Consider the following 21,307-nt stretch of genomic DNA (forward strand, 5'->3'; position numbering starts at 1 on the left):
TCCCTTTACCACTGGTTTGACTTCCTTTTTTCATCTCAGGTATACATGCCATAAGCGTTAACGAAATATTAACGTCACAAAAAGTCGGTAAGTAGCCGACACAGGAAATAATAAGAAACGGAAACGGAGCAACAAGGATGTATAAAAACACAACCGCTTTGTCTGTTGCGATAAGTCTCGCACTAGGTACTGTTGCAGTGGCACCTATTGCGGCACAAGCAGAAGAGCAGCAAGTTGAAAAACTTCAGAAAATGAAAGTTACTGGTTCACGTCTTACACGTGCATCTATGGAAGGAAGCACTCCAGTAGCAGTTATTGGTCGCGCAGAAATTGAGCGTGCTGGTGACATCTCTATCGCTGATGTACTACGTAAATCTTCATACAACTCTTTCGGTTCATACAGTGAAAGCTCTGGTAGCTCATGGCAGAGTCAAGCAACGATGTCACTACGTGGCTTAGGTGCGTCTCGTACTCTTGTACTAATTAACGGCAAACGTCTACCTGGCTCAGCAACCATGGGTGGTGGCGCAGCTAACTTGAACGTAATCCCAGCAGCAATCGTTGAGCGCGTGGAAGTAATGGCTGACGGCGGCTCTGCAGTATACGGTTCAGATGCCGTTGCTGGTGTAGTAAACGTTATCTTAAAAGATGAGTTTGAAGGCGTTAATGTCACTGTGGGTGGTGGTATCCCATCACAAGAAGGCGGTGACGAGCAAAACTTTTCTATCGTAACGGGTACTTCTGGCGATAAAGGTAATATCTACTTCTCTTTTGAGCATGACTCAAAGGGTGAGGTTTACTTGCGAGACCGTGACTACCTGAGCTCAAAGAATACCAGCTCATCAAACTACTTCGACATGTCTGGTGTCAGTATCTACGGCCGCAACGTTTACCATGATGGTAAATTGAAGCCTCTAAACGGCTACGAAACAGATGAAAAGTGTGATTCATCAAAAGGCTTTGTTGGTATTACCGAATACCCAGGTCTTGGCCCAATGTGTGGCTATGATTACACAGCAGAAGCTGCGCAAACTGCTTCTCTTGAACGAAATACAGTATTTGTAAATGGTAATATCTTCCTGTCAGATACCACAACGTTCAATGCACAAATGCTATTGAGCCGAAACGAGAGTTTTGGTCGTTTTGCTCCAGCTGCAGGTTATTTCCAAATTGATCCAGGCACGGATGGTGGCGCTGATTTCTTCGCAGAAAACGGTCTTGATCCAACGAAAGGCCCAGCAAGTGTTTACTATCGTTTCACGAACGTTGGTACTCGTGACACAAACGTAACTGACTTCCAAGCGGATATGAAAGCGGGTCTTGATGGCTCTTTCTACACCGATGGTTTCGGTGAAGTTATCTGGGAAGCTGGATACCACTTGAACTACTCGAACAGTAACGAACGTGGTACTGGTTATGTACTTAGAACACCAGCAGAAGCACTTGCAAACGATGGTAAATTTGTAAACGGTGAGTTTAGTGCTGATGCCACTGCAGATTTAGCAGCAACAACAGCTCGTGAATCTCAGATGGAAATGCACCAGGTAAACGGCGGTCTACAGTTTGATGTCGCAGAAGTTGGCGATATTACTATCCCTCTATACATCGGTGCTGAAGCAACAACGTACAGCTACTTTGACCAATACGATTCACAAAGTGAAGCAGGCAACATCATCGGTAGTGCAGGTAACTCAGCTGCAGGTGACCGTGAGACATACGCATTCTTCGCAGAATCATTGGTAGCATTTACTGATGAGCTAGAAATGAACGTAGCACTGCGTTACGACCATTACAGTGATTTTGGTAGCGCTGTATCTCCAAAAGCATCGTTCCGTTACCAGCCATTAGATAACCTAATGTTCCGTGCTGGTGCTGGTATGGGCTTCCGTGCTCCATCTCTAAGCAACCTATACGGTGCTGATAGTGAGTCTAACGATTACGCGAAAGACTATGTTTACTGTGAAGACCAAGGTATCGCTGATGCTGATTGTCCAGAGAAACAGTACACAACAACGCGTACTTCAAACGATGAGCTAGATGCAGAAACGTCAACATCGTTTAACTTTGGTGTTAGCTACTCTCCAATCGAAGACCTATCTGTAACAGCGGATTACTACAACATTCGTATTGAAGACACCATCGTAATGAACACGCTGCAAAGCATGATTGACCAAGAACGTAGCAGCGGTCAGTCAAACTCAAACATTACTCGTGATGCTGCTGGCAGCATTACACATGCAACTGTTCCTTTATCAAACATCGGTACTCTTGAAACGTCAGGACTCGATTTGAAAGTGAACTACTTGTATGACTTTGATGTAACGACTGTTCGATACGACTTTGCTGGTACTTATGTTCTTGATTACAGCAGCCCAGAGTATGTAGACGGCCCAACAAACAACAAAGTTGGTCGTAATGGCCTACCTGAGTACCGTTTCCAAACAGGTATTGGTTTCAACGTACTGAGTGACCATGACATCTACTTCTCAGCAGACCACATTGCGTCTCAAGCACAAGATGTAGATAAGAACTACAACAAAACAGGCAAAATCCCAAGCTACACTACGTTCAACGTAGCATACAACTACATGGCTCCATGGGATGCGAAGCTAACAGCAGGTGTACGTAACCTAACAGACGAAGATCCAGCATTTGAATCTGACGGTGTTACTTACAATGATGAGCTGTACAGCATTCAAGGCCGAGTATTCTTCTTGAACTACTCTCAAAACTTTTAATTAAACCTTTTGGCGCAGGAGCTTTTCCTGCGCCCTATTCGACTGACTTTATACACTGACAAGGATGCTACTATGACGTTAAAGGAATTTGGCGTAAGTGCAATTACTGCCGCGATTCTAACGGTAAGTGGATCAGCACTCGCTGCTGACTCAGGAACTGTGGTCGCAACTCAAGCAAAAGCAACAAAGTCTTCCGAGGCTTCTCAACAGAAAATCGATAACTACGCCGAAAGTGCAGAAAGCATGCTGGCGGAATACAAAGGCCTTCTGCGTCAAATCGACAGCATGAAAGTCTACAATGAGCAGATTAACCGTATGGTGCAATCGCAGCAGGGAGAGCTGGACTCATTAAACAACCAAATCGCTCAAATTGATCAGACCGCAACCGAAGTTGTGCCACTGACTCTTAAAATGATCGATGCTCTCGATGAATTCGTGACTCTTGATCTACCATTCCAAAAAGAAGAGCGTAATAAACGTGTAACTGAACTACGTGACCTAATGGATCGCGCAGACGTTACCACTTCAGAAAAATTCCGTAAGGTGATGGAAGCGTATCAAATCGAAGAAGGTTTCTCTCGCTCAATTGAATCTTACAAAGCCAGCCTAGAGCGCAACGGTGAGACCGTGACCTACGACTTCCTGCGTATCGGTCGTACTGCGCTTCTATTCCAATCTCCGGACGGCGGTGAAACAGGTATGTGGAATCAACAGACTCGCCAGTGGGAGTCTCTACCTGAAAACTACCGTATCGCTGTACAGCAAGGCCTTCGTATCGCGAAGAAACAAGCGCCACCAGCGCTAATCAAATTGCCTGTGTTTGCTGGGGAGGAATAAGCAATGAAAGGATTCAAAACTGTAGCAGCTGGTTTACTTGCTAGCTTATTTATGATTTCTGGTGTTCAAGCTGAAACACCTCAAACACTTTCTGAACTACTGAAAAACGTAAAATCAGAAAGTATTGTTGAATCAAAAGAAAACAAAGCTCGAGAGGCCGCTTTTAAAAAGGATCGTGACCAACAAGCAGCCTTGCTACAACAAGCTCGTGAAGAGCTAGCATCGCAGCAAGCACTTGGCGACCAATTAAAAGCAACGTTTGACGAAAACGACAAACAGCTTACCGAACTAACGGAAACACTACGTGTTCGCTCTGGTACGCTAGGCGAAATGTTTGGCGTCGTTCGTCAGTATGCGGGTGAGTTTAAAGGCCTATTCGCAGCTTCACAAAATGCGGTTCAATTCCCTGAGCGTGACGCACTACTTTCAAAACTAGCAGAAAGTAAAGAACTGCCTTCGACGCAAGAACTTGAAGCATTCTGGCACACTATCTTGCAGCAAGTGGTAGCTTCTGGCGATACAACAACGACACCAGCAACAGTCGTATACGGCGAAGGTAAAGAAGCGGTAAGTGACGTCACTCTAGTTGGTGAGTTTAACGCAATCGCAGATGGCAAATACGTTACTTACGTACCTCAAACAGGCAAGTTTGAAGAGCTATCACGTCAACCTCGTAAAAACATCACTCGCCTTGTGGGTGGTTTTGAATCAGCAGACGGCACATACGAACCACTGTTTATCGACCCATCTCGTGGGGTGATTCTGTCTCTACTAGTACAAAGCCCTACTGTTCAGGAGCGTATTGACCAAGGTGGTATCGTTGGTTACGTCATCCTAGCTATGGGTGCTATCGGTGCAATGATCGCGCTTATCTGTTACCTACGCCTATTGGTTATCGGCGGTAAAATGCGTAAGCAAGCGAAATCGGACACGGTTATTCCAGGCAACCCACTAGGTGAAGTTATCCAAGCTTACCAAGAGCATAAAGGTGACAACCTGGAAGATCTTGAAGCGAAATTGGACGAAATCATCCTACGTAACGCACCGAGCATTGAACGCTTTATCAGCTCAATCAAGCTGTTCGCTTCTGTAGCACCACTTCTAGGTCTACTAGGTACCGTTATGGGTATGATCGGTACGTTCCAAGCCATCACACTATTTGGTACAGGTGATCCGAAGCTAATGGCTGGCGGTATCTCAGAAGCACTTGTTACCACGATGCTTGGCCTGGTTGTCGCAATTCCTCTACTGTTCCTGTACACCATCGTACACAGTAAAGGTCGTCGTTTGGTTCAAACTCTTGAAGAACAGAGTGCAGGCTTCATCGCTCGCTATCAGGAAAAACTGCATAAAGCCGAAAGCTAAGGAGGCATTATGTGGTGGTTAGTTGGAGAACTTGAATCAATTAGGCGCTTCTTGGGAATGGGTGGTGATGTACTCGTCGCCATCTTTATCCTCAGCTTCATGTTATGGGCGGTATTGTTAGAACGTTGGTTTTACTTTGCTGCCGTCGCTCCCAAAGCAATGAAAAAAGCCGTTAGCTTTTGGGAAGAGCGTCCAGAACATAAAAGCTGGAACGCAAAGATGATCCGACAAGAAATGGTATCTCGTCAGGATATTGAGAATAGAAAGGGACTACCAATCGTCAAAGTATTGATTGCACTTTGTCCCCTACTTGGTCTGCTCGGCACCGTTGTCGGCATGATTCAGGTATTCGACATCTTAGCGGTAACAGGAACAGGAAGCCCTCGAGCAATGGCCTCGGGGATCTCAAAGGCAACAATCCCAACATTAGCGGGAATGGTGGCTTCTCTATCAGGACTTTTCTTTAGTACTCGTCTTGATCATTTAGCCAAAGTCACCACGCAGAAGCTTGAAGATAAGCTAAAGCACATTGCCTGAGTAAACGGAATTAGAGGTATAGGTCATGAAGAGACGCTATAGCAGTGATAGCAGCGAAGAAGCCGCTATCGATATGACACCGATGCTAGACATCGTATTCATCATGTTGATCTTCTTTATCGTAACAACATCGTTTGTTAAAGAAGCAGGTCTAGAAGTAAATCGTCCTACGGCGAGCTCAGCGCAAACCGTGAAGAAAGGTAACATCATGGTAGCCATCGGCGCAGCCGGAGATGTTTGGGTTGATAAGCGCCGTATCGAAGTTGATGCTGTACGTGCCAACATCGAGCGTCTACGTGCTGAAAGCCCAGATGGTGCCGTTGTTATCCAAGCGGATACCGAAGCAAATGCTGGCGTAGTCGTGAAGGTAATGGACCAGATTAAGATGGCAGGTGTAGAAAGCATCTCCATTGCCGCAACCAATAAGGATTAAGCTTATGCGGTATCTGGCCTCCATTGCACTGGCGCTCATTGTCTCCCTCGGATTGTTCTGGGGGATGGACAAGCTGGTAAACAAAGAGCGCCACGAGCTAGTGTCGAATGAAGACCTTCGAATGGTGGAATTCATTCGCATTAAACCGGACGAAAAAATACAGGAGAAAAAACGCGAACTTCCTAAACCACCACCGCCGAAAAGACCGCCGCCACCTCCAGAAATGAAGGTTACGTCTACGGTTAAGCCGGTGATGGATCAAGTCCCGATGGATATGCCAAAGCTAGACCTACCAGTAAACGTAACTGGTGGCTCAGTACTTGGCCACTACTCACAAGGTAGTGGTGCTAAGCTGGCAGGTGGCGGAGGTCCTGTACCTCTAGCAACATTCCAACCTCAAATGCCTCGTAAAGCGGCTCAAGCAGGGATTGAAAAAGGTATTGTATTAATCGAATTTACCGTCAACGAGCGTGGTAGCGTCCAAGATGTCAAAGTCTTGAAAGAAACCCCGCGTAAGTTGGGCTTGGGTAAAGCAGCGAAGAAAACAGTCTCTAAGTGGACCTTTAAACCTAAAATGGTTGATGGACAGGCTGTCAGTTCTCGCCTTTCTCAAGAAATCGAGTTCTCTACCAATTAAGGAGTCGCAATATGAAAGCATATACTAAGTTGTTGGCTTCTCTATTAGTAATGGCAGGCGCGTACAGCGCGTCTGCTGTTGCCAATACACCTGAGTTGTCTGACAGAACGTTTCGAACGGTCAATAAAGTTCAAGAGTTAATTGCAACAGAGAAATATTCTGAGGCAATTTCAAAACTCAACTCAGCTTTAGAAGGCAGTAGTAAAAAGCAATACGACCGAGCCGTACTTTTGCAGCAAATGGGCTTTCTTTATTCCCTTAAAGATAACTACCCTAAAGCGGCAAAGTATTTCGCAGAAGCGCTAAAGCTCAATGCTTTACCGGTTCCTGTAGCTCAACAAGTTCGTTATAGCTTGGCACAGCTTTATTTGGCTGAAGGGAAGTTTAAGCAATCGGTAAGCACGATGAAAGAGTGGTTCAAGATTGCAGAAACGACCGAAGAAAAGCCTCAAGCTCATGCCTACATCACGTTAGCAAGTGCTTATGTTCAGCTGGAAGATTACAAGAATGCAATTCCTCCAACGAAGAAAGCCATTGCGATGACAAAGAACCCAAGTGAATCTTGGTATCAACTTCTTATGTCATCACACTACGAACTGAAACAGTTCAAAAGTGTTGCTGGTGTGCTGAAAATCTTGACGACTAAGTACCCAAAAAATAAGCGTTATTGGACTCAGTTATCCGGTATTTACATGGAGCTAGACCAAGAACGAAATGCACTTTCAACTCTCGAGATGGCACATAAAATGGGCTTATTTGATGAGGAGAAAGAGTACGTTCGCTTAGTCAACTTCCAAGCTTACAAGGGCGTCCCTTTCCGAGCGGCCAAAACACTGGAAGAGGCAATGGAAAAAGGTCATGTCGAGCGCAGTGTAGCCAATTTAGAAAAATTGGCAGAGTTTTGGCAGCAAGCTCAAGAGCTAAGCAGCTCGATAACGGTTTATCAGCAAGCTTATAACTTAGAGCCAAAAGCAAAAACACAGATCAAAATTGCTCGCTTGATGATTTTAGACAAGCAGTACACTGAAGCCGCGAAGTTCGCTAAAACGGCAGCTCCAGATGCGAAACGAGACCAAAAAGGCGAGTTATCTTATATTCGAGGTATGGCTTATTTCGAACTGAAGCAGCCAATGAATGCCTTAAAAGCGATGAAGAGCGCAGCTCAATCTCCAGATATGAAAGCGGTTGTCAGTCCGTGGATCAACTTCTTGGAGACGCAAGGATAACCTGAATAGTTGAGAAAACTTGCTTGATTATGAAAGGTTTAAGTGTGAGTCAGTCGCACGCCTGGGGAAGTGAAAGCTTCCCCTTTTTTCGTTATAAACCGAATGGACTTGAATAGCCTTAAACTAAATTCAGATCCGCAAGATCAACTGGCAACCCATTAAAGATCGTGATACTCTTCGCCTCCATTTTTCTGGCGGGATTATCACCAATCTCAATCCCTTTGGTGGTGAAACCATCATTGCCAGTGCTATCGTTATTACATTGTCGATACTTTCTCTCGGCACTTACTCAATCCAACCAAAAGTGGAACAGTACAATGGGCAAAGGTACTCTCTATATCGTATCTGCACCTAGCGGCGCAGGTAAATCTAGCTTGATCTCAGCAATGTTGGAACGTAATCCAACATACGCAATGAAAGTGTCTGTGTCTCATACAACCCGTGGCATGCGCCCAGGTGAAGAAAACGGTGTCCACTACCATTTCGTTGCCAAAGAAGAGTTTGAAGCTCTGATTGCAAAAGGCGACTTCTTAGAATACGCAGAAGTGTTCGGTAACTACTACGGCACATCACGCGTATGGATTGAAGAAACGCTAAACAAAGGCATCGACGTATTTCTAGACATCGACTGGCAAGGCGCACGTCAAATTCGTGAGCAAATGTCAGAAGCGAAGAGCATCTTTATCCTGCCTCCTTCAAACGGTGAACTAGAACGCCGCCTAAACACTCGTGGTCAAGACAGTGAAGAAGTGATAGCAAAACGCATGGCAGAAGCGAAGTCTGAAATCTCACACTACAACGAGTACGATTACGTAATCGTTAACGACGATTTCGACACCGCATTAATGGATTTCAAAGCCATTTTGCGCGCGGAAAGATTGAAGGAAGAAAAGCAAGCTGCTAAATATAAAGGTATGCTTGACGCACTTCTAGCAGAGTAAAACTTGCTGATATCTAAGCTTCTTCTTCGAAGCGGAATTTATAATTCTAAGCAGCTTAGATATAAAAATGAATTTTTGCTTCTTTATTACGGTAAGGAAGCTTATATTGCTTATATAGAAAGTCATTGTTGTTACACGTCTTATCGCTAGCAAATAACGCCTTGAGACTGTATACTTTCTCGTCATTCAAAATTTAGTTAACTATTTGGAGTCCTCATGGCACGCGTAACTGTTCAAGACGCTGTTGAAAAAGTTGGCAACCGTTTCGACCTAGTACTGATTGCGGCTCGCCGCGCTCGTCAAATGCAAACTGGCGGTAAAGATGCACTAGTGCCAGAAGAGAACGATAAGCCAACGGTTATCGCTCTACGCGAAATCGAAGAAGGTTTAATTACTAAAGAAGTTCTAGACGCTCGTGAACGTCAAGAACAACAAGAGCAAGAAGCGGCAGAGCTAGCGGCAGTAAGCAGCATCGCTCACAACCGTTAATTCTGACTTTAGAATTCAACAACCTTCCGGGCCTATAATTTGTATCTATTCGATAGCCTCAAAGACGTTGCCCAAGAATACCTAACAGAGCCTCAAATTGAGGCTCTGCGTCAATCTTATGTGGTAGCAAGAGATGCCCATGAAGGGCAAACCCGCTCTAGCGGTGAACCATACATCATCCATCCCGTTGCTGTAGCCAGAATTTTGGCTGAAATGCGCCTCGATATCGAAACCCTTCAAGCAGCTTTATTACATGACGTCATAGAAGACTGTGATGTTACTAAAGAAGACCTTGAAGAGAAGTTTGGCAATACCGTGGCAGAGCTGGTTGATGGTGTATCTAAACTGGACAAACTCAAATTCCGCGATCGCAAAGAGGCGCAAGCTGAGAACTTCCGCAAAATGGTACTTGCCATGGTGCAAGACATTCGCGTCATTCTCATCAAGCTAGCTGACCGCACGCACAACATGCGCACGTTGGGTGCCCTACGCCCGGATAAAAAGCGTCGTATTGCCCGCGAAACACTAGAGATCTACTCTCCACTCGCTCACCGTCTTGGTATTCACAATATCAAAACGGAACTCGAAGAACTTGGCTTCGAAGCGCTTTACCCAAACCGCTACCGCGTTTTAAAAGAAGTGGTACGAGCGGCACGCGGTAATCGTAAAGAGATGATCCAGCGTATTCATAGCGAAATTGAAGGTCGACTGGAAGATGTTGGCTTGAATGCGCGCGTGTTAGGCCGTGAGAAGAACCTGTTCTCCATCTACAACAAGATGAAAACCAAAGAGCAGCGCTTCCACACCATCATGGATATCTACGCTTTCCGAGTGGTTGTTGATACTGCCGATACTTGTTATCGCGTTCTAGGCCAAGTACACAGCTTGTATAAGCCGCGTCCTGGTCGTATGAAAGATTACATTGCGGTACCAAAAGCGAACGGCTACCAATCGCTACATACTTCTATGGTTGGCCCACATGGCGTGCCAGTTGAAGTTCAGATCCGTACCGAAGATATGGATCAAATGGCGGACAAAGGTGTCGCTGCGCACTGGTCATACAAAGACAAAGGCGACAAATCTGGTACCACAGCGCAAGTGAAAGCTCAGCGTTGGATGCAAAGCCTGCTTGAGCTACAACAAAGCGCGGGTAACTCATTTGAATTCATTGAAAACGTAAAATCGGATCTATTCCCAGATGAGATTTACGTCTTCACACCAAAAGGTCGTATCGTTGAATTGCCATTAGGCGCAACGGCTGTCGACTTTGCCTATGCCGTACATACTGATGTCGGTAACTCTTGTGTTGGTGCTCGTGTTGACCGTAACCCTTACCCACTAAGTAAGGCACTAAAAAACGGTCAGACAGTAGAAATCATCAGTGCACCAGGTGCGCGTCCAAACGCAGCTTGGTTAAACTATGTCGTGACTTCTCGCGCTCGCACTAAGATTCGTCAAGTATTGAAGACCATGCGTCGTGAAGAGTCGATTACCTTAGGTCGTCGTCTACTGAATCACGCTTTAGGTCGTCATTCGATTGATTCAATCTACCCAGAAAACATCCAAGAAGTGCTGACTGATTTGCGCCTAGAAAGCGTCGATGATCTGCTAGCAGCCATTGGTTTGGGTGAATTGATGAGCATCGTCATCGCGCGTCGCTTACTAGGTGACACTGATGAATTGACCACCACAAGCTCGATTCCAAACGAATCTAACAAGAAACTGCCAATCCGTGGTGCAGAAGGTCTGCTACTGACTTTCGCGAATTGTTGTCACCCTATTCCGGATGACCACATCATTGCCCACGTATCACCAGGTCGTGGTCTTGTGGTGCACCGTGAAACGTGTCCAAACGTACGCGGATACCAAAAAGAGCCAGACAAATACATGGCAGTCGCTTGGTCTGAAGAGTACGACAAAGAATTCATTGCTGAACTGAAAGTCGATATGCTCAATAACCAAGGTGCGCTAGCGGAATTGACCAATGTGATTTCGAAAACCGGTTCGAACATTCACGGTCTCTCAACCGAAGAACGCGACGGTCGCTTGTACACCGTTACCGTTCTACTAACCACCAAAGATCGTGTTCACCTTGCTGGCATCATGCGTAAGATTAAGACCATGCCACAGGCGACTCGAGTCAGACGAAGAAAGAACTAAACTCTATCGCCACCCACACTCTGGGTGGCGATTTTTTTATATCCCTATTTATTATGAATTTAGAACGTTACAACCGCATCCATCAAGTGTTAAAAGCACGCCAAACCGACCTCACTTTGTGCCTTGAAGAAGTTCATAAACCAAACAACGTTTCCGCCGTGATCCGCACCGCAGACGCAACAGGCTTACACAAAGTTCATGCAATTTGGCCAGACAAAATGCGCACACTGACCCACACCTCAGCCGGAGCACGCAACTGGGTCGAAGTGGATACTCACGATTCGATTGAAACTGCGATTACCGAGCTCAAAGCGCAAGGCATGCAAGTTCTGGTCACTAACCTTTCGGACACCGCGGTCGATTTTCGTGAAATCGACTACACCAAGCCAACGGCAATCATTCTGGGAAGCGAAAAAATTGGCGCTTCAGAGCAAGCGAAGAAACTCGCAGACCAAGACATCATTATTCCAATGATCGGTATGGTGCAGTCTTTGAATGTCTCAGTCGCCAGTGCTGTGATTCTTTATGAAGCGCAGCGTCAGCGTGAAGCCGCTGGTATGTACGAACGTGAGGAAAGTGCACTGCCAAAAGAGACCATCAACCGCATCCTGTTTGAACGAGGACATCCGGTCTTAGCAAAGGTAGCGAAACGCAAAGGGCTAGAATATCCACAACTTGATGACGAAGGCCAAATTGTGGCTGACGAATCGTGGTGGAGAGAGATGCAAAGTAAATAATCAACTCTTGTCATCCTGAATAGCGGCGAAGGAGCGAAATTCGACTCCTCACGAAGCTGTATTTTTCCCTGTACAAAAACACAGCTTCGTGGTTAACATACTGCTATGTTAACTATTTTCTTGAGCCCACTATGTCTGCCCAAATGTTATCTGCTGTTCCTTTAACTTCTCTGTCTGGAGTTGGCGCTAAAGTCGCAGAAAAACTCGCCAAAGTTGGCTTGCATAGCGTTCAAGATTTGCTGTTCCACCTTCCTCTTCGTTACGAAGATCGCACTCGCATTTACCCAATCGCCAAACTGCATGCTGGGCTTTGGGCGGCGGTACAGGGCAAAGTCATGGCTGTCGATACTACTTTCGGCAAACGCAAAATGCTGACAGTAAAAATCAGCGACGGCAATGGCACCATTACCCTACGCTTTTTTAACTTTACTGCCGCGATGAAGAACAATTTCTCGAATGGTAAGTTAGTACACGCTTACGGTGAAATTAAGCGTGGCGGGATGGGCTTAGAAATTGTTCACCCTGACTACAAGTTTTATGCAAGTGAACAAAAACCGGATGTGGAACAGAGCTTAACCCCCGTTTATCCAACCACCGATGGATTGCGTCAAATCACTTTGCGTAACCTGACGGAACAAGCTTTATCACTACTCGATAAAGCCGCAGTACAAGAATTGCTGCCTTCTGGTTTGTACAATCACCAGACAACCATGTCGCAAGCGCTGCATACGATTCATCGTCCACCTCCAACTATTAATTTGGATGAGTTTGATGAAGGCAAGCACCCTGCTCAAATTCGTTTGATCATGGAAGAGTTACTGGCGCAGAACCTCTCTATGTTGGCAGTGCGCAGCAAAGGACAACAGGACGTTGCATTGCCTTTGGCGTCGTGTGACTCACTGAAAAAGCAGCTACTGGCTCAATTGCCCTTCTCGCCGACCAATGCTCAAGCACGAGTCGTTAAAGAAATTGAAGCTGACTTAGAAAAAACGCACCCAATGATGCGCCTTGTTCAAGGTGACGTAGGCTCGGGAAAAACTTTAGTTGCCGCACTCGCAGCAGTCAGAGCCATTGAACACGGCTATCAAGTCGCTTTAATGGCACCGACCGAGCTGCTCGCCGAACAGCACGGGATTAACTTCGCTAATTGGTTTGAGAAAATGGGCATTCAGGTCGGTTGGCTTGCAGGCAAATTGAAAGGTAAAGCCAAAGAAGCCGAACTAGCCCGAATTGCCAATGGTGAAGCGAAAATGGTTGTGGGCACTCACGCCCTTTTCCAGGAGCATGTTGAGTTTCATCATCTTGCTTTGGTTATTATTGATGAACAGCACCGCTTTGGTGTCCACCAGCGCTTAGAGCTACGTGAGAAAGGCGCAAAACAAGGCGCTTATCCACACCAGCTCATCATGACAGCAACGCCAATTCCGCGAACATTAGCCATGACAGCTTATGCTGACTTAGAAACGTCGGTGATTGATGAATTACCGCCAGGTCGAACACCAATCCAGACGGTCGCGATTCCAGACACTAAGCGCGATGATATCGTCGAACGAGTACGCAATGCCTGCTTAAACGAAGGCAAACAAGCGTATTGGGTATGTACCTTAATTGATGAGTCTGAAGTCTTGGAGGCTCAAGCCGCCGCCGATACTGCAGAAGAACTGCAACGTAAACTGCCTGACGTAAAAATTGGTCTCGTGCATGGACGAATGAAGCCCGCTGAGAAGCAAGCGGTGATGCAGGATTTCAAAGACAATAAGCTGCATTTGTTGGTCGCAACGACGGTGATTGAAGTTGGCGTAGACGTCCCCAACTCCAGCCTGATGATCATCGAGAATCCAGAGCGTTTAGGTTTGGCTCAGTTGCACCAGCTTAGAGGTCGTGTTGGTCGAGGTTCAGTGGCTAGCCATTGTGTGCTGCTGTATCACTCGCCACTATCAAAAACTGCGCAAAAACGTTTAGGCGTATTACGAGAAAGCAACGACGGCTTCGTGATTGCACAGAAAGACTTAGAGATTCGTGGGCCGGGTGAGCTTCTTGGTACCAAACAAACTGGCTTGGCAGATTTTAAAATTGCCGACTTGGTGCGAGATCAGCGCTTAATTCCAGAAGTTCAACGCATTGCGCGCTACATTCATGACAATTACCCAACTAAGGCAACAGCGATCATTGACCGTTGGCTAGGTGAACGCGACATTTACTCCAAAGCGTAGGAGATTAAGGCGAGCAATTTAGTTCGCCTTTTCTATTAACACCAAAGCAAACGTTTGCTTTTTGAATAAATCCATCTATAATCCCGCACAAAATTTATGGTGTGCGCCTTGTCACATCAAACCAACCTGAGTTGACACTGATTAACAGCAATCACAGGTCATAACGTCAACTCCACCCAGCACTCCCATTCAGCGAGCTCTGGGGCAAGAATTATTGCGACTAGCGAGACAAACATGACAACTTCAAACCGAACTTCGGAACTGGTCTATCAGTTAAACGATCGTCCACCACTACCTCAGACCATTTTTGCTGCACTTCAGCACTTATTGGCGATGTTCGTAGCCGTTATCACCCCTTCTCTGATCATTTGTCAGTCTTTGGGTGTGCCTGCTGACCAAACCAACACCATCATCAGCATGTCGCTGTTTGCATCTGGCGTGTCTTCCTTTATTCAAATTCGTACCTTTGGACCTATCGGCTCTGGCTTGCTTTCAGTGCAAGGCACCAGCTTCAACTTCCTTGGTCCAATCATTGGTGCGGGTCTTTCTCTTAAAGCCGGCGGCGCGGACATCAGCACCATGATGGCAGCGATTTTCGGTACTATCTTGGTAGCGTCTTTTGCAGAAATCCTGCTATCTCGCGTTTTAGAACACGCACGCCGCATCATCACTCCATTGGTATCTGGCATCGTCGTGACGCTTATCGGCCTGACGCTTATCCAAGTGGGTTTGGTATCAATGGGCGGAGGCTATGCTGCAATGGGCGATGGCTCTTTCGGTAGCCTAGACAAGTTAGCTCTCGCTGGCACAGTACTTGGCTTGATCGTGATTCTTAACCGCTCAAAGAACCCATACCTACGTGTTGCATCAATTGTAATTGCAATGCTGGTTGGCTACGTCATGGCGTACTTCATGGGCATGGTCGACACGTCAACACTTGGCGAAACTGACCTCATCGCACTGCCGATACCAATGCAATACGGCTTAAGCTTCGACTGGTCGTTGTTTATTCCACTGGTTCTGATTTTCTTTATCACAGCGCTAGAAGCAATTGGTGACATCACCGCAACGTCTGAAGTTTCCGGCGAGCCAGTAAAAGGTCCGGTTTACATGAAGCGCATCAAAGGTGGCGTATTGGCAGATGGTCTAAACTCAGCCATTGCGGCGGTATTCAACAGCTTCCCAAACTCTACCTTTAGCCAAAACAACGGCATCATCATGCTCACTGGCGTAGCAAGCCGTTACGTAGGTTACTTCATCTCAGGCATGTTGGTAATTCTGGGGCTTTTCCCAGGTGTGGCAAGCTTTGTTCAACTGATTCCTGAGCCAGTGCTGGGCGGCGCGACTATCGTGATGTTCGGTACCATTGCCGCAGCGGGCGTGCGCATCATCTCGCGTGTCGACCTCGATCGCCGCGCAATCCTAATTATGGCGCTGTCGTTCTCAATGGGTTTGGGCATTGCACAAAAACCTGAAATTCTGCAATTCATGCCTGAGTTCATTAAGAGTATTTTCTCAACAGGCGTGGCGGCTGGCGGCATCACCGCTATCGTATTGAACCTACTGCTTCCAGAGAAATTGGAAGAGGAAGATGAGCTGGTTGCTCAAGAGGTAAAAGAATCCTAACCTTGCACTAGGATGATCGGAAAGCCCAACCAAACTTTGGTTGGGCTTTTTTATTGGAATCGATTGAGCTAAGAAAGCTTACTTGGTTGGGAAGCTGATTTGTGCGCTTAACCCGCCTTCACTGCGGTTACGTACCACAACCGAGCCAGAGTGTTGACTGACGATGCGCTTAACAATGGCTAAGCCCAAGCCTGTCCCTTCACTGCCACGTGCAGTATCACCACGAGTAAAAGGTTCAAACAAGCGTGCGATTTGCGATTGCTCGATGCCCGGACCATTGTCTTCAACGCAAACCCACACCAACTGTTTGTCGGCGGTGACGCCCGTACTGATTTTCACCCAGCCATTACCGTATCGTAGAGCGTTAACCACCAAGTTACTCACCGCGCGTTTAATCGCGATTGGGCTGCCTTTCGCGGTTAGCATCGTTGGGTTGAGGTCCGTTTCGATTTCGACTTCATAACCCCCTTCCGACGTTGCTACATCGCTGGTGATGGTATTGATGTCTACTTGCTCAAACGACTCTTTGTTTACTGGCTTGAGGTAGTCCATAAATTGGCTGATGATCTCGTTACACTCTTCGGTATCACTGATGATGCCCTCGGCTAGGTAACTGTCTTCAGGTGACATCATTTCTGTCGCAAGGCGAATACGCGTCAGTGGCGTGCGCAAGTCGTGGCTGATGCCTGCCATCAGTAGCGCACGATCTTCTTCCAGTTCTTGAATGCCTTTCGACATCTGGTTAAATGCGCGAGTTACTGAGCGGATTTCCGAGGCACCCTTCTCTGGCAATGGCGGGGGAATTTCACCTCGACCGACTCCTTTAGCGGCTTTTTCTAGCGCAATCAAAGGTCGGTTTTGCAAACGGATAAACAACCAACCACCAGCAATGATCAACAATGCCATGATTAAGCTATTGCGAAACAGCGGCGCAAAATCTTCTTCTTGCAGCTCAGAGAGCGGAATACGAATGATGGAGTTCGGCAGCTGATCGATACGCATCCACAGAATGTAGCTTTCACTACCAAGCAGCAAACGCACTTCCGTTGGAGAACCGAGCTCTTGCGTCATCTCTTCCGACATCAAATCAATCGACATCGCGTGATTGAACTCATTCATCATCTCGCTATCGACGCTGTGTACCGTCACGCCTAAGTTTTCCAGCAGTTGGTGGCGCAGCGGCGCGTCAGCCTTGAGTAGACCATCTTCATCGAGCACCAGATTCAATTCATGGGCGAGAATTTTATTGAACTGCTGCAAACTTGGCATCAACGCGTAGTTAAAAACGGCGTAGTAAGAAAAGACTTGGCTAGCGAGAAGCAAAGAGATGAACAGCAGAATGGATTGTGTAAATGAACTTCGGATTCGCATGGAGAATTCCTAATGGACTGTTCCTATTGAACAACATTAATTGCGAGTTTCCAGCCCTCAAACAGGAAGGAAGTTTGAGGGTGGAATATGAGCAGCCGTATATTATCGGCAGACCTTAGAGGATATTACGCTTCTTTGCCGTCTGGGACGAACACGTAACCTAAGCCCCACACAGTTTGGATGTAGCGCGGCTTACTTGGGTCGTCTTCTAGCATACGGCGTAGACGCGAGATTTGAACGTCGATAGAACGCTCCATCGCTGAATATTCTCGACCACGAGCCATATTCATCAGCTTATCACGTGACATCGGCTCACGAGCGTTGGTCACAAGTGCTTTCAGCACCGCGAATTCACCTGATGTCAGTGGCATCGCTTCGTCACCACGGAACATTTCACGTGTTCCGAGGTTGAGACGGAAGTCACCAAATTCCACCACTTTCTCTTCCGTGCTTGGCGCACCTGGCAGTTCAACCGTTTGGCGGCGAAGTACCGCTTTAATACGAGCCAGCAGTTCACGCGGGTTGAACGGCTTTGGTAGGTAATCGTCGGCCCCCACTTCAAGACCAACGATGCGATCGACTTCGTCGCCTTTCGCCGTCAGCATAAGAATAGGTAGCATGTTGTTAGCATGACGTAGACGACGACAAATCGACAAGCCATCTTCGCCCGGCAACATTAAATCCAGCACCATAAGGTGGAAGTTTTCACGGGTCAGAAGACGATCCATCTGCTCGCCGTTAGCGACACTTCTCACCTGAAAACCTTGCTCAGAAAGGTAACGCTCCAACAGAGCACGCAAACGAGCATCGTCATCAACCACTAATATTTTATGATTTTCCTGCATTGAAACATCCTTTCAGAGGCATCTATTGTCAAAAATGTATCACTGTTTTTTCAAACGTGCTTGTGCAAATTGTTACTCTTTTTATCTTAACCACGATTTTGATGGATTATTTCGATGTTTCACGTTGTTTTTCTTCCCATCACAACAATTTACAGTCAGACAAAATCAAGGCTGCTATACCCAAGTGACTTCAAGATACGGATTCAGAGCGCTGTCATTGATTCGAGATCAAGGAAAACAACGCAGTGTAATAGCCAGCTCTTCCCAAGTTGTTTGACGCAGCCATTGGTTTAATAATAAAAGCGGGTCAATTACACGCTCCCGAAGGGCACTCTTTACAAATAGTAAGGCTCTTGGCTTGTATACTTTGTTGCCGATTCTTGATTTAGGCCCACTAGACCTTTAAATCGCCGCCGCGTCTACAAACCAAGTCATTCTCGCTGAACCTAGCATCTTGAGGTTACTTGGGTATATGATCAACAGAATCCAATAACGGCTGATTTACTTCTAATGAAAACCAATTTAATTACCCGTGAAGGCTATAATCGCCTAAAAACAGAACTCGACTTTTTATGGCGAGAAGATCGCCCAGAAGTCACCAAAAAAGTCACTTGGGCAGCAAGCTTGGGCGACCGAAGCGAAAACGCAGATTATCAGTACAACAAAAAACGCCTGCGTGAAATAGACCGTCGCGTCAGATACTTACGCAAACGCTTAGAGCAAGTCAAAGTAGTGGATTACTCACCACAGCAAGAAGGCAAAGTGTTCTTTGGTGCTTGGGTAGAAATTGAGAATGAAGCGGGCGATGTGAAGCGTTTTCGTATCGTTGGGCCCGATGAAATCTATGGCGATGCGAAAGGCTATATCTCGATTGATTCACCAATGGCTCGCGCGCTATTGAAGAAAGAAGTCGACGACGAATTCGCCGTAAGAACGCCGGAAGGCTATAAAGAATGGTTCATCAACTGTATTCGCTATCAAGCCGAAGAAAATTGATTGAGTGATCCGATAAAAGAAAGCCGCACTCGTGAGTGCGGCTTTTGTGTTTTAGATATCAACCTTGAAGGTTATTCTTCGTAATCAGGCTTCTCGGTCACGATGAAGTTAGTGTCGCTGGCAACGACCGCGCCGTGCTTCAAGAAGTTCTTACCCAAGATCATGCTGTAATGGAAGCGACTACGGTCTTGCAGGTTAACGCGAATCTTCTTCTCTAGCTCACCCAGCTTAACGTGCATTTCCACCACAGGACGTACATTGGCTTTTTCACCCTTCTTGGCGGTAATACGCATCATATCAACAACAGGCTTAGTAAATTCCTTCTTCATGCCACTGTCGTTCTCGTAGGTAAAGCTCACCATGTTTTTGCCATCTTTCTTGAACTGTTTAATGTTCTTAGCGTTAATCGAGCTCACATCCGCACCTGTATCCAGCTTCACAGGGAAAGACATGCCTTCCACTTCCGCCACCTCAATGTGACCAGCTTTAAACAGTGGACGCGCATCTAGCAAGTGATCTGCACGTGTGTTTAGCAACACCCCGCCTTTTGCCATGTTATGCCCAAACAAAAAGAACGGCTGTGCTTGATCGTCTTTCTCTAGCACATCAATGGCAAACTCGATGGTCTTCTCTTCATCGCCAAATAGGAATTCACCTTCAACGACTGGACGAACTGAATCTCCCACTTTGAGTTTCTTCAATACGCGTTTGGTGATTTTCTCTTCCTTACCCTTCGCGCTTGGCAGGTAGAAGGTCACCACTTCTTTTTTGTCTTTTTCCGTTAATTCAAAGCCATCCACACGCAACAGCGGCGTTTTCACCGCGAAGGTTGGATACGCTGGCAGTACATGACCATCAATGTTGACTGACTCTTCTGGCGAGATAACCAACGGCTTAGATTTCAGAGCATCCTTAAATGACTTTTCAACACCACCGAGCAAGTTCTCTTTATCGGTATCGATCACGAAATGCTGGCTTGCAACGTCTTTACCCAGGCGGATTTGCGAGCTAAAGCCGCTGCGATCACGCAAGTAAACCAACCATTGTTGCGTTTCGGTTTCGCTCACTTTAACCGGAAGATAAACCAAAGGACGCTCACTCTTGCTGGTTTTTAGCATACGTACTAATGGTAGGGTCATTGGATGACGCTTGCCGTTATCACCTTCAAGGATGAAAGAAACTTGTTTTTTCTTCTTATCCACTTTGATGTTGAGCGCATGCACGTTGGTGTAACGGCTAGAAGTTGAAATGCTCACCTTGTATGGCACCCCTTCGACTTCTACCGTTTCTTTCTTGCCGATCATCTGCGCCTTTTGTTGCTCTTGCAGGTAATCGTAACCAGCGAACACCCAAGCGTTGTTATCAAGGTAAGTCTTACCGATCAAAATAGGTGCGGAGAATTGAGTACGCTTGGTAAGGTTGACCACAGTATCCACAGTGTGCCCTGCAATGGTCATCGGCATTTTTACCGTCGGACGTAAAATTGGTTTTTCACTGGTACGGCTGCGGATCGCACTGATGCGTTCAAGATCATCAGTGATCTTAATTTCTTTACCTGTGTACGGATGATGAATAGTGAAACTCACCGTCACTTGGTACGGCTTAAAGCTGTCAGCATCCCACTTGGCTTTGGTGCCACCAAGATCATCAATGATTGCCCACATCAGCTTGCTATCTTTGAGGCTTTTGTATTCTGGGTTGCTGCTGCTGACGTGAATGTTTTCTGCGTGCATTGAGGTCGTGTCGGCGCCGGTATCAATCTTGCCGATAAAAGGAACATCACTTAGCTCTGGAATCTCGCTGTAATAAACGCTTTCAACACGACCGAGAACCACTTTGCCGTCAAGTTGATAGATTGGATATTGAGTAGTCGCAGATAAAGATTGCGACCAAGAAAATGGAGCGACTAACAAGGCACCTGAAAGCGCCACAGCCAAAGACATTTTTTTCATTATTGTTTTCCGTAAGTGCCAGGGTACAGAATATAGGCAGTCATTTTTAAATAAGTTCTGAATTTAATTACAGTTTTGACACAAAACTGACCAATGTCCACCAGCGCTCAGTAAATTTTTGAGTTACAAGTTTAAAACATTGCAAATTCCATGAATGGCCCCAATGTTCTATACACAACCAATACCCAAACAAAATTAAAGAGA

The 21,307-nt window shown here is 46.4% G+C and carries 17 protein-coding genes; 14 read left to right on the plus strand and 3 right to left on the minus strand.

What is annotated here, in order from left to right:
* The first annotated feature begins 137 nt into the window (after positions 1-137).
* From ACTS60_RS08605 to ACTS60_RS08665, 13 genes are all read left to right on the plus strand, one after another.
* Positions 138-2,738 carry a TonB-dependent receptor plug domain-containing protein gene (locus ACTS60_RS08605; protein ID WP_440887905.1) on the plus strand — a complete coding sequence of 867 codons (2,601 nt, stop codon included), beginning with the start codon at positions 138-140 and terminating at the stop codon, positions 2,736-2,738.
* A 72-nt stretch (positions 2,739-2,810) separates the two neighbouring features.
* On the plus strand, positions 2,811-3,575 hold the full coding sequence (locus ACTS60_RS08610) for a DUF3450 domain-containing protein (RefSeq protein WP_105064651.1): 765 nt from the start codon (positions 2,811-2,813) through the stop codon (positions 3,573-3,575).
* Positions 3,576-3,578: 3 nt separating this feature from the next.
* The gene (locus ACTS60_RS08615; RefSeq protein WP_440887906.1) at positions 3,579-4,940 is read left to right on the plus strand and encodes a MotA/TolQ/ExbB proton channel family protein; all 1,362 of its coding nucleotides are present in this window, start codon (positions 3,579-3,581) and stop codon (positions 4,938-4,940) included.
* Between the two features lie 9 nt (positions 4,941-4,949).
* On the plus strand, positions 4,950-5,477 hold the full coding sequence (locus tag ACTS60_RS08620) for a MotA/TolQ/ExbB proton channel family protein (protein WP_440887907.1): 528 nt from the start codon (positions 4,950-4,952) through the stop codon (positions 5,475-5,477).
* A gap of 25 nt (positions 5,478-5,502) precedes the next feature.
* Positions 5,503-5,910 (plus strand): ExbD/TolR family protein, encoded by a 408-nt coding sequence (locus ACTS60_RS08625; RefSeq protein ID WP_010445055.1) that lies wholly within the window; start codon positions 5,503-5,505, stop codon positions 5,908-5,910.
* A 4-nt stretch (positions 5,911-5,914) separates the two neighbouring features.
* Entirely contained in the window at positions 5,915-6,547 is a 633-nt protein-coding gene (locus ACTS60_RS08630) for an energy transducer TonB (RefSeq protein ID WP_440887908.1), read from the plus strand.
* An 11-nt stretch (positions 6,548-6,558) separates the two neighbouring features.
* Positions 6,559-7,773, plus strand: coding sequence for a tetratricopeptide repeat protein (locus ACTS60_RS08635; RefSeq protein ID WP_440887909.1), 1,215 nt, complete (start codon positions 6,559-6,561; stop codon positions 7,771-7,773).
* Between the two features lie 317 nt (positions 7,774-8,090).
* Complete coding sequence (gmk, locus tag ACTS60_RS08640) at positions 8,091-8,714, plus strand: guanylate kinase (RefSeq protein ID WP_071234844.1); 624 nt, start codon at positions 8,091-8,093, stop codon at positions 8,712-8,714.
* A gap of 216 nt (positions 8,715-8,930) precedes the next feature.
* A complete protein-coding gene (gene rpoZ / locus ACTS60_RS08645) occupies positions 8,931-9,203 on the plus strand; it encodes a DNA-directed RNA polymerase subunit omega (RefSeq protein ID WP_005379346.1) in 273 nt (90 codons plus the stop codon).
* 39 nt (positions 9,204-9,242) lie between these two features.
* Complete coding sequence (spoT, locus tag ACTS60_RS08650; RefSeq protein ID WP_010445035.1) at positions 9,243-11,363, plus strand: bifunctional GTP diphosphokinase/guanosine-3',5'-bis pyrophosphate 3'-pyrophosphohydrolase; 2,121 nt, start codon at positions 9,243-9,245, stop codon at positions 11,361-11,363.
* Between the two features lie 53 nt (positions 11,364-11,416).
* A complete protein-coding gene (gene trmH / locus ACTS60_RS08655) occupies positions 11,417-12,100 on the plus strand; it encodes a tRNA (guanosine(18)-2'-O)-methyltransferase TrmH (protein ID WP_440887910.1) in 684 nt (227 codons plus the stop codon).
* 131 nt (positions 12,101-12,231) lie between these two features.
* Positions 12,232-14,313, plus strand: coding sequence for an ATP-dependent DNA helicase RecG (gene recG / locus ACTS60_RS08660; protein ID WP_440887911.1), 2,082 nt, complete (start codon positions 12,232-12,234; stop codon positions 14,311-14,313).
* Between the two features lie 234 nt (positions 14,314-14,547).
* Positions 14,548-15,939, plus strand: a complete 1,392-nt coding sequence (locus ACTS60_RS08665) for a uracil-xanthine permease family protein (RefSeq protein ID WP_009698969.1) — start codon at positions 14,548-14,550, stop codon at positions 15,937-15,939.
* A 78-nt stretch (positions 15,940-16,017) separates the two neighbouring features.
* On the opposite strand, the gene envZ is transcribed toward ACTS60_RS08665, so the two are convergent.
* Together envZ and ompR are read right to left on the minus strand one after the other, a co-directional pair.
* Positions 16,018-17,310: a two-component system sensor histidine kinase EnvZ gene (gene envZ, locus ACTS60_RS08670; protein WP_440887912.1), complete on the minus strand. Its 1,293-nt coding sequence runs from the start codon at positions 17,308-17,310 to the stop codon at positions 16,018-16,020.
* A gap of 125 nt (positions 17,311-17,435) precedes the next feature.
* The gene (gene ompR, locus ACTS60_RS08675; protein ID WP_005430151.1) at positions 17,436-18,155 is read right to left on the minus strand and encodes an osmolarity response regulator transcription factor OmpR; all 720 of its coding nucleotides are present in this window, start codon (positions 18,153-18,155) and stop codon (positions 17,436-17,438) included.
* Between the two features lie 510 nt (positions 18,156-18,665).
* On the opposite strand from ompR, the gene greB reads away from it, so the two are divergent.
* The gene (greB, locus tag ACTS60_RS08680; protein WP_440887913.1) at positions 18,666-19,151 is read left to right on the plus strand and encodes a transcription elongation factor GreB; all 486 of its coding nucleotides are present in this window, start codon (positions 18,666-18,668) and stop codon (positions 19,149-19,151) included.
* A 71-nt stretch (positions 19,152-19,222) separates the two neighbouring features.
* On the opposite strand, the gene ACTS60_RS08685 is transcribed toward greB, so the two are convergent.
* Complete coding sequence (locus tag ACTS60_RS08685; RefSeq protein ID WP_440887914.1) at positions 19,223-21,103, minus strand: putative ATP-dependent zinc protease; 1,881 nt, start codon at positions 21,101-21,103, stop codon at positions 19,223-19,225.
* Between the last annotated feature and the right edge of the window lie 204 nt (positions 21,104-21,307).

This window comes from Vibrio sp. WZ-1 (assembly GCF_052037695.1).
Taxonomy (GTDB): domain Bacteria; phylum Pseudomonadota; class Gammaproteobacteria; order Enterobacterales; family Vibrionaceae; genus Vibrio.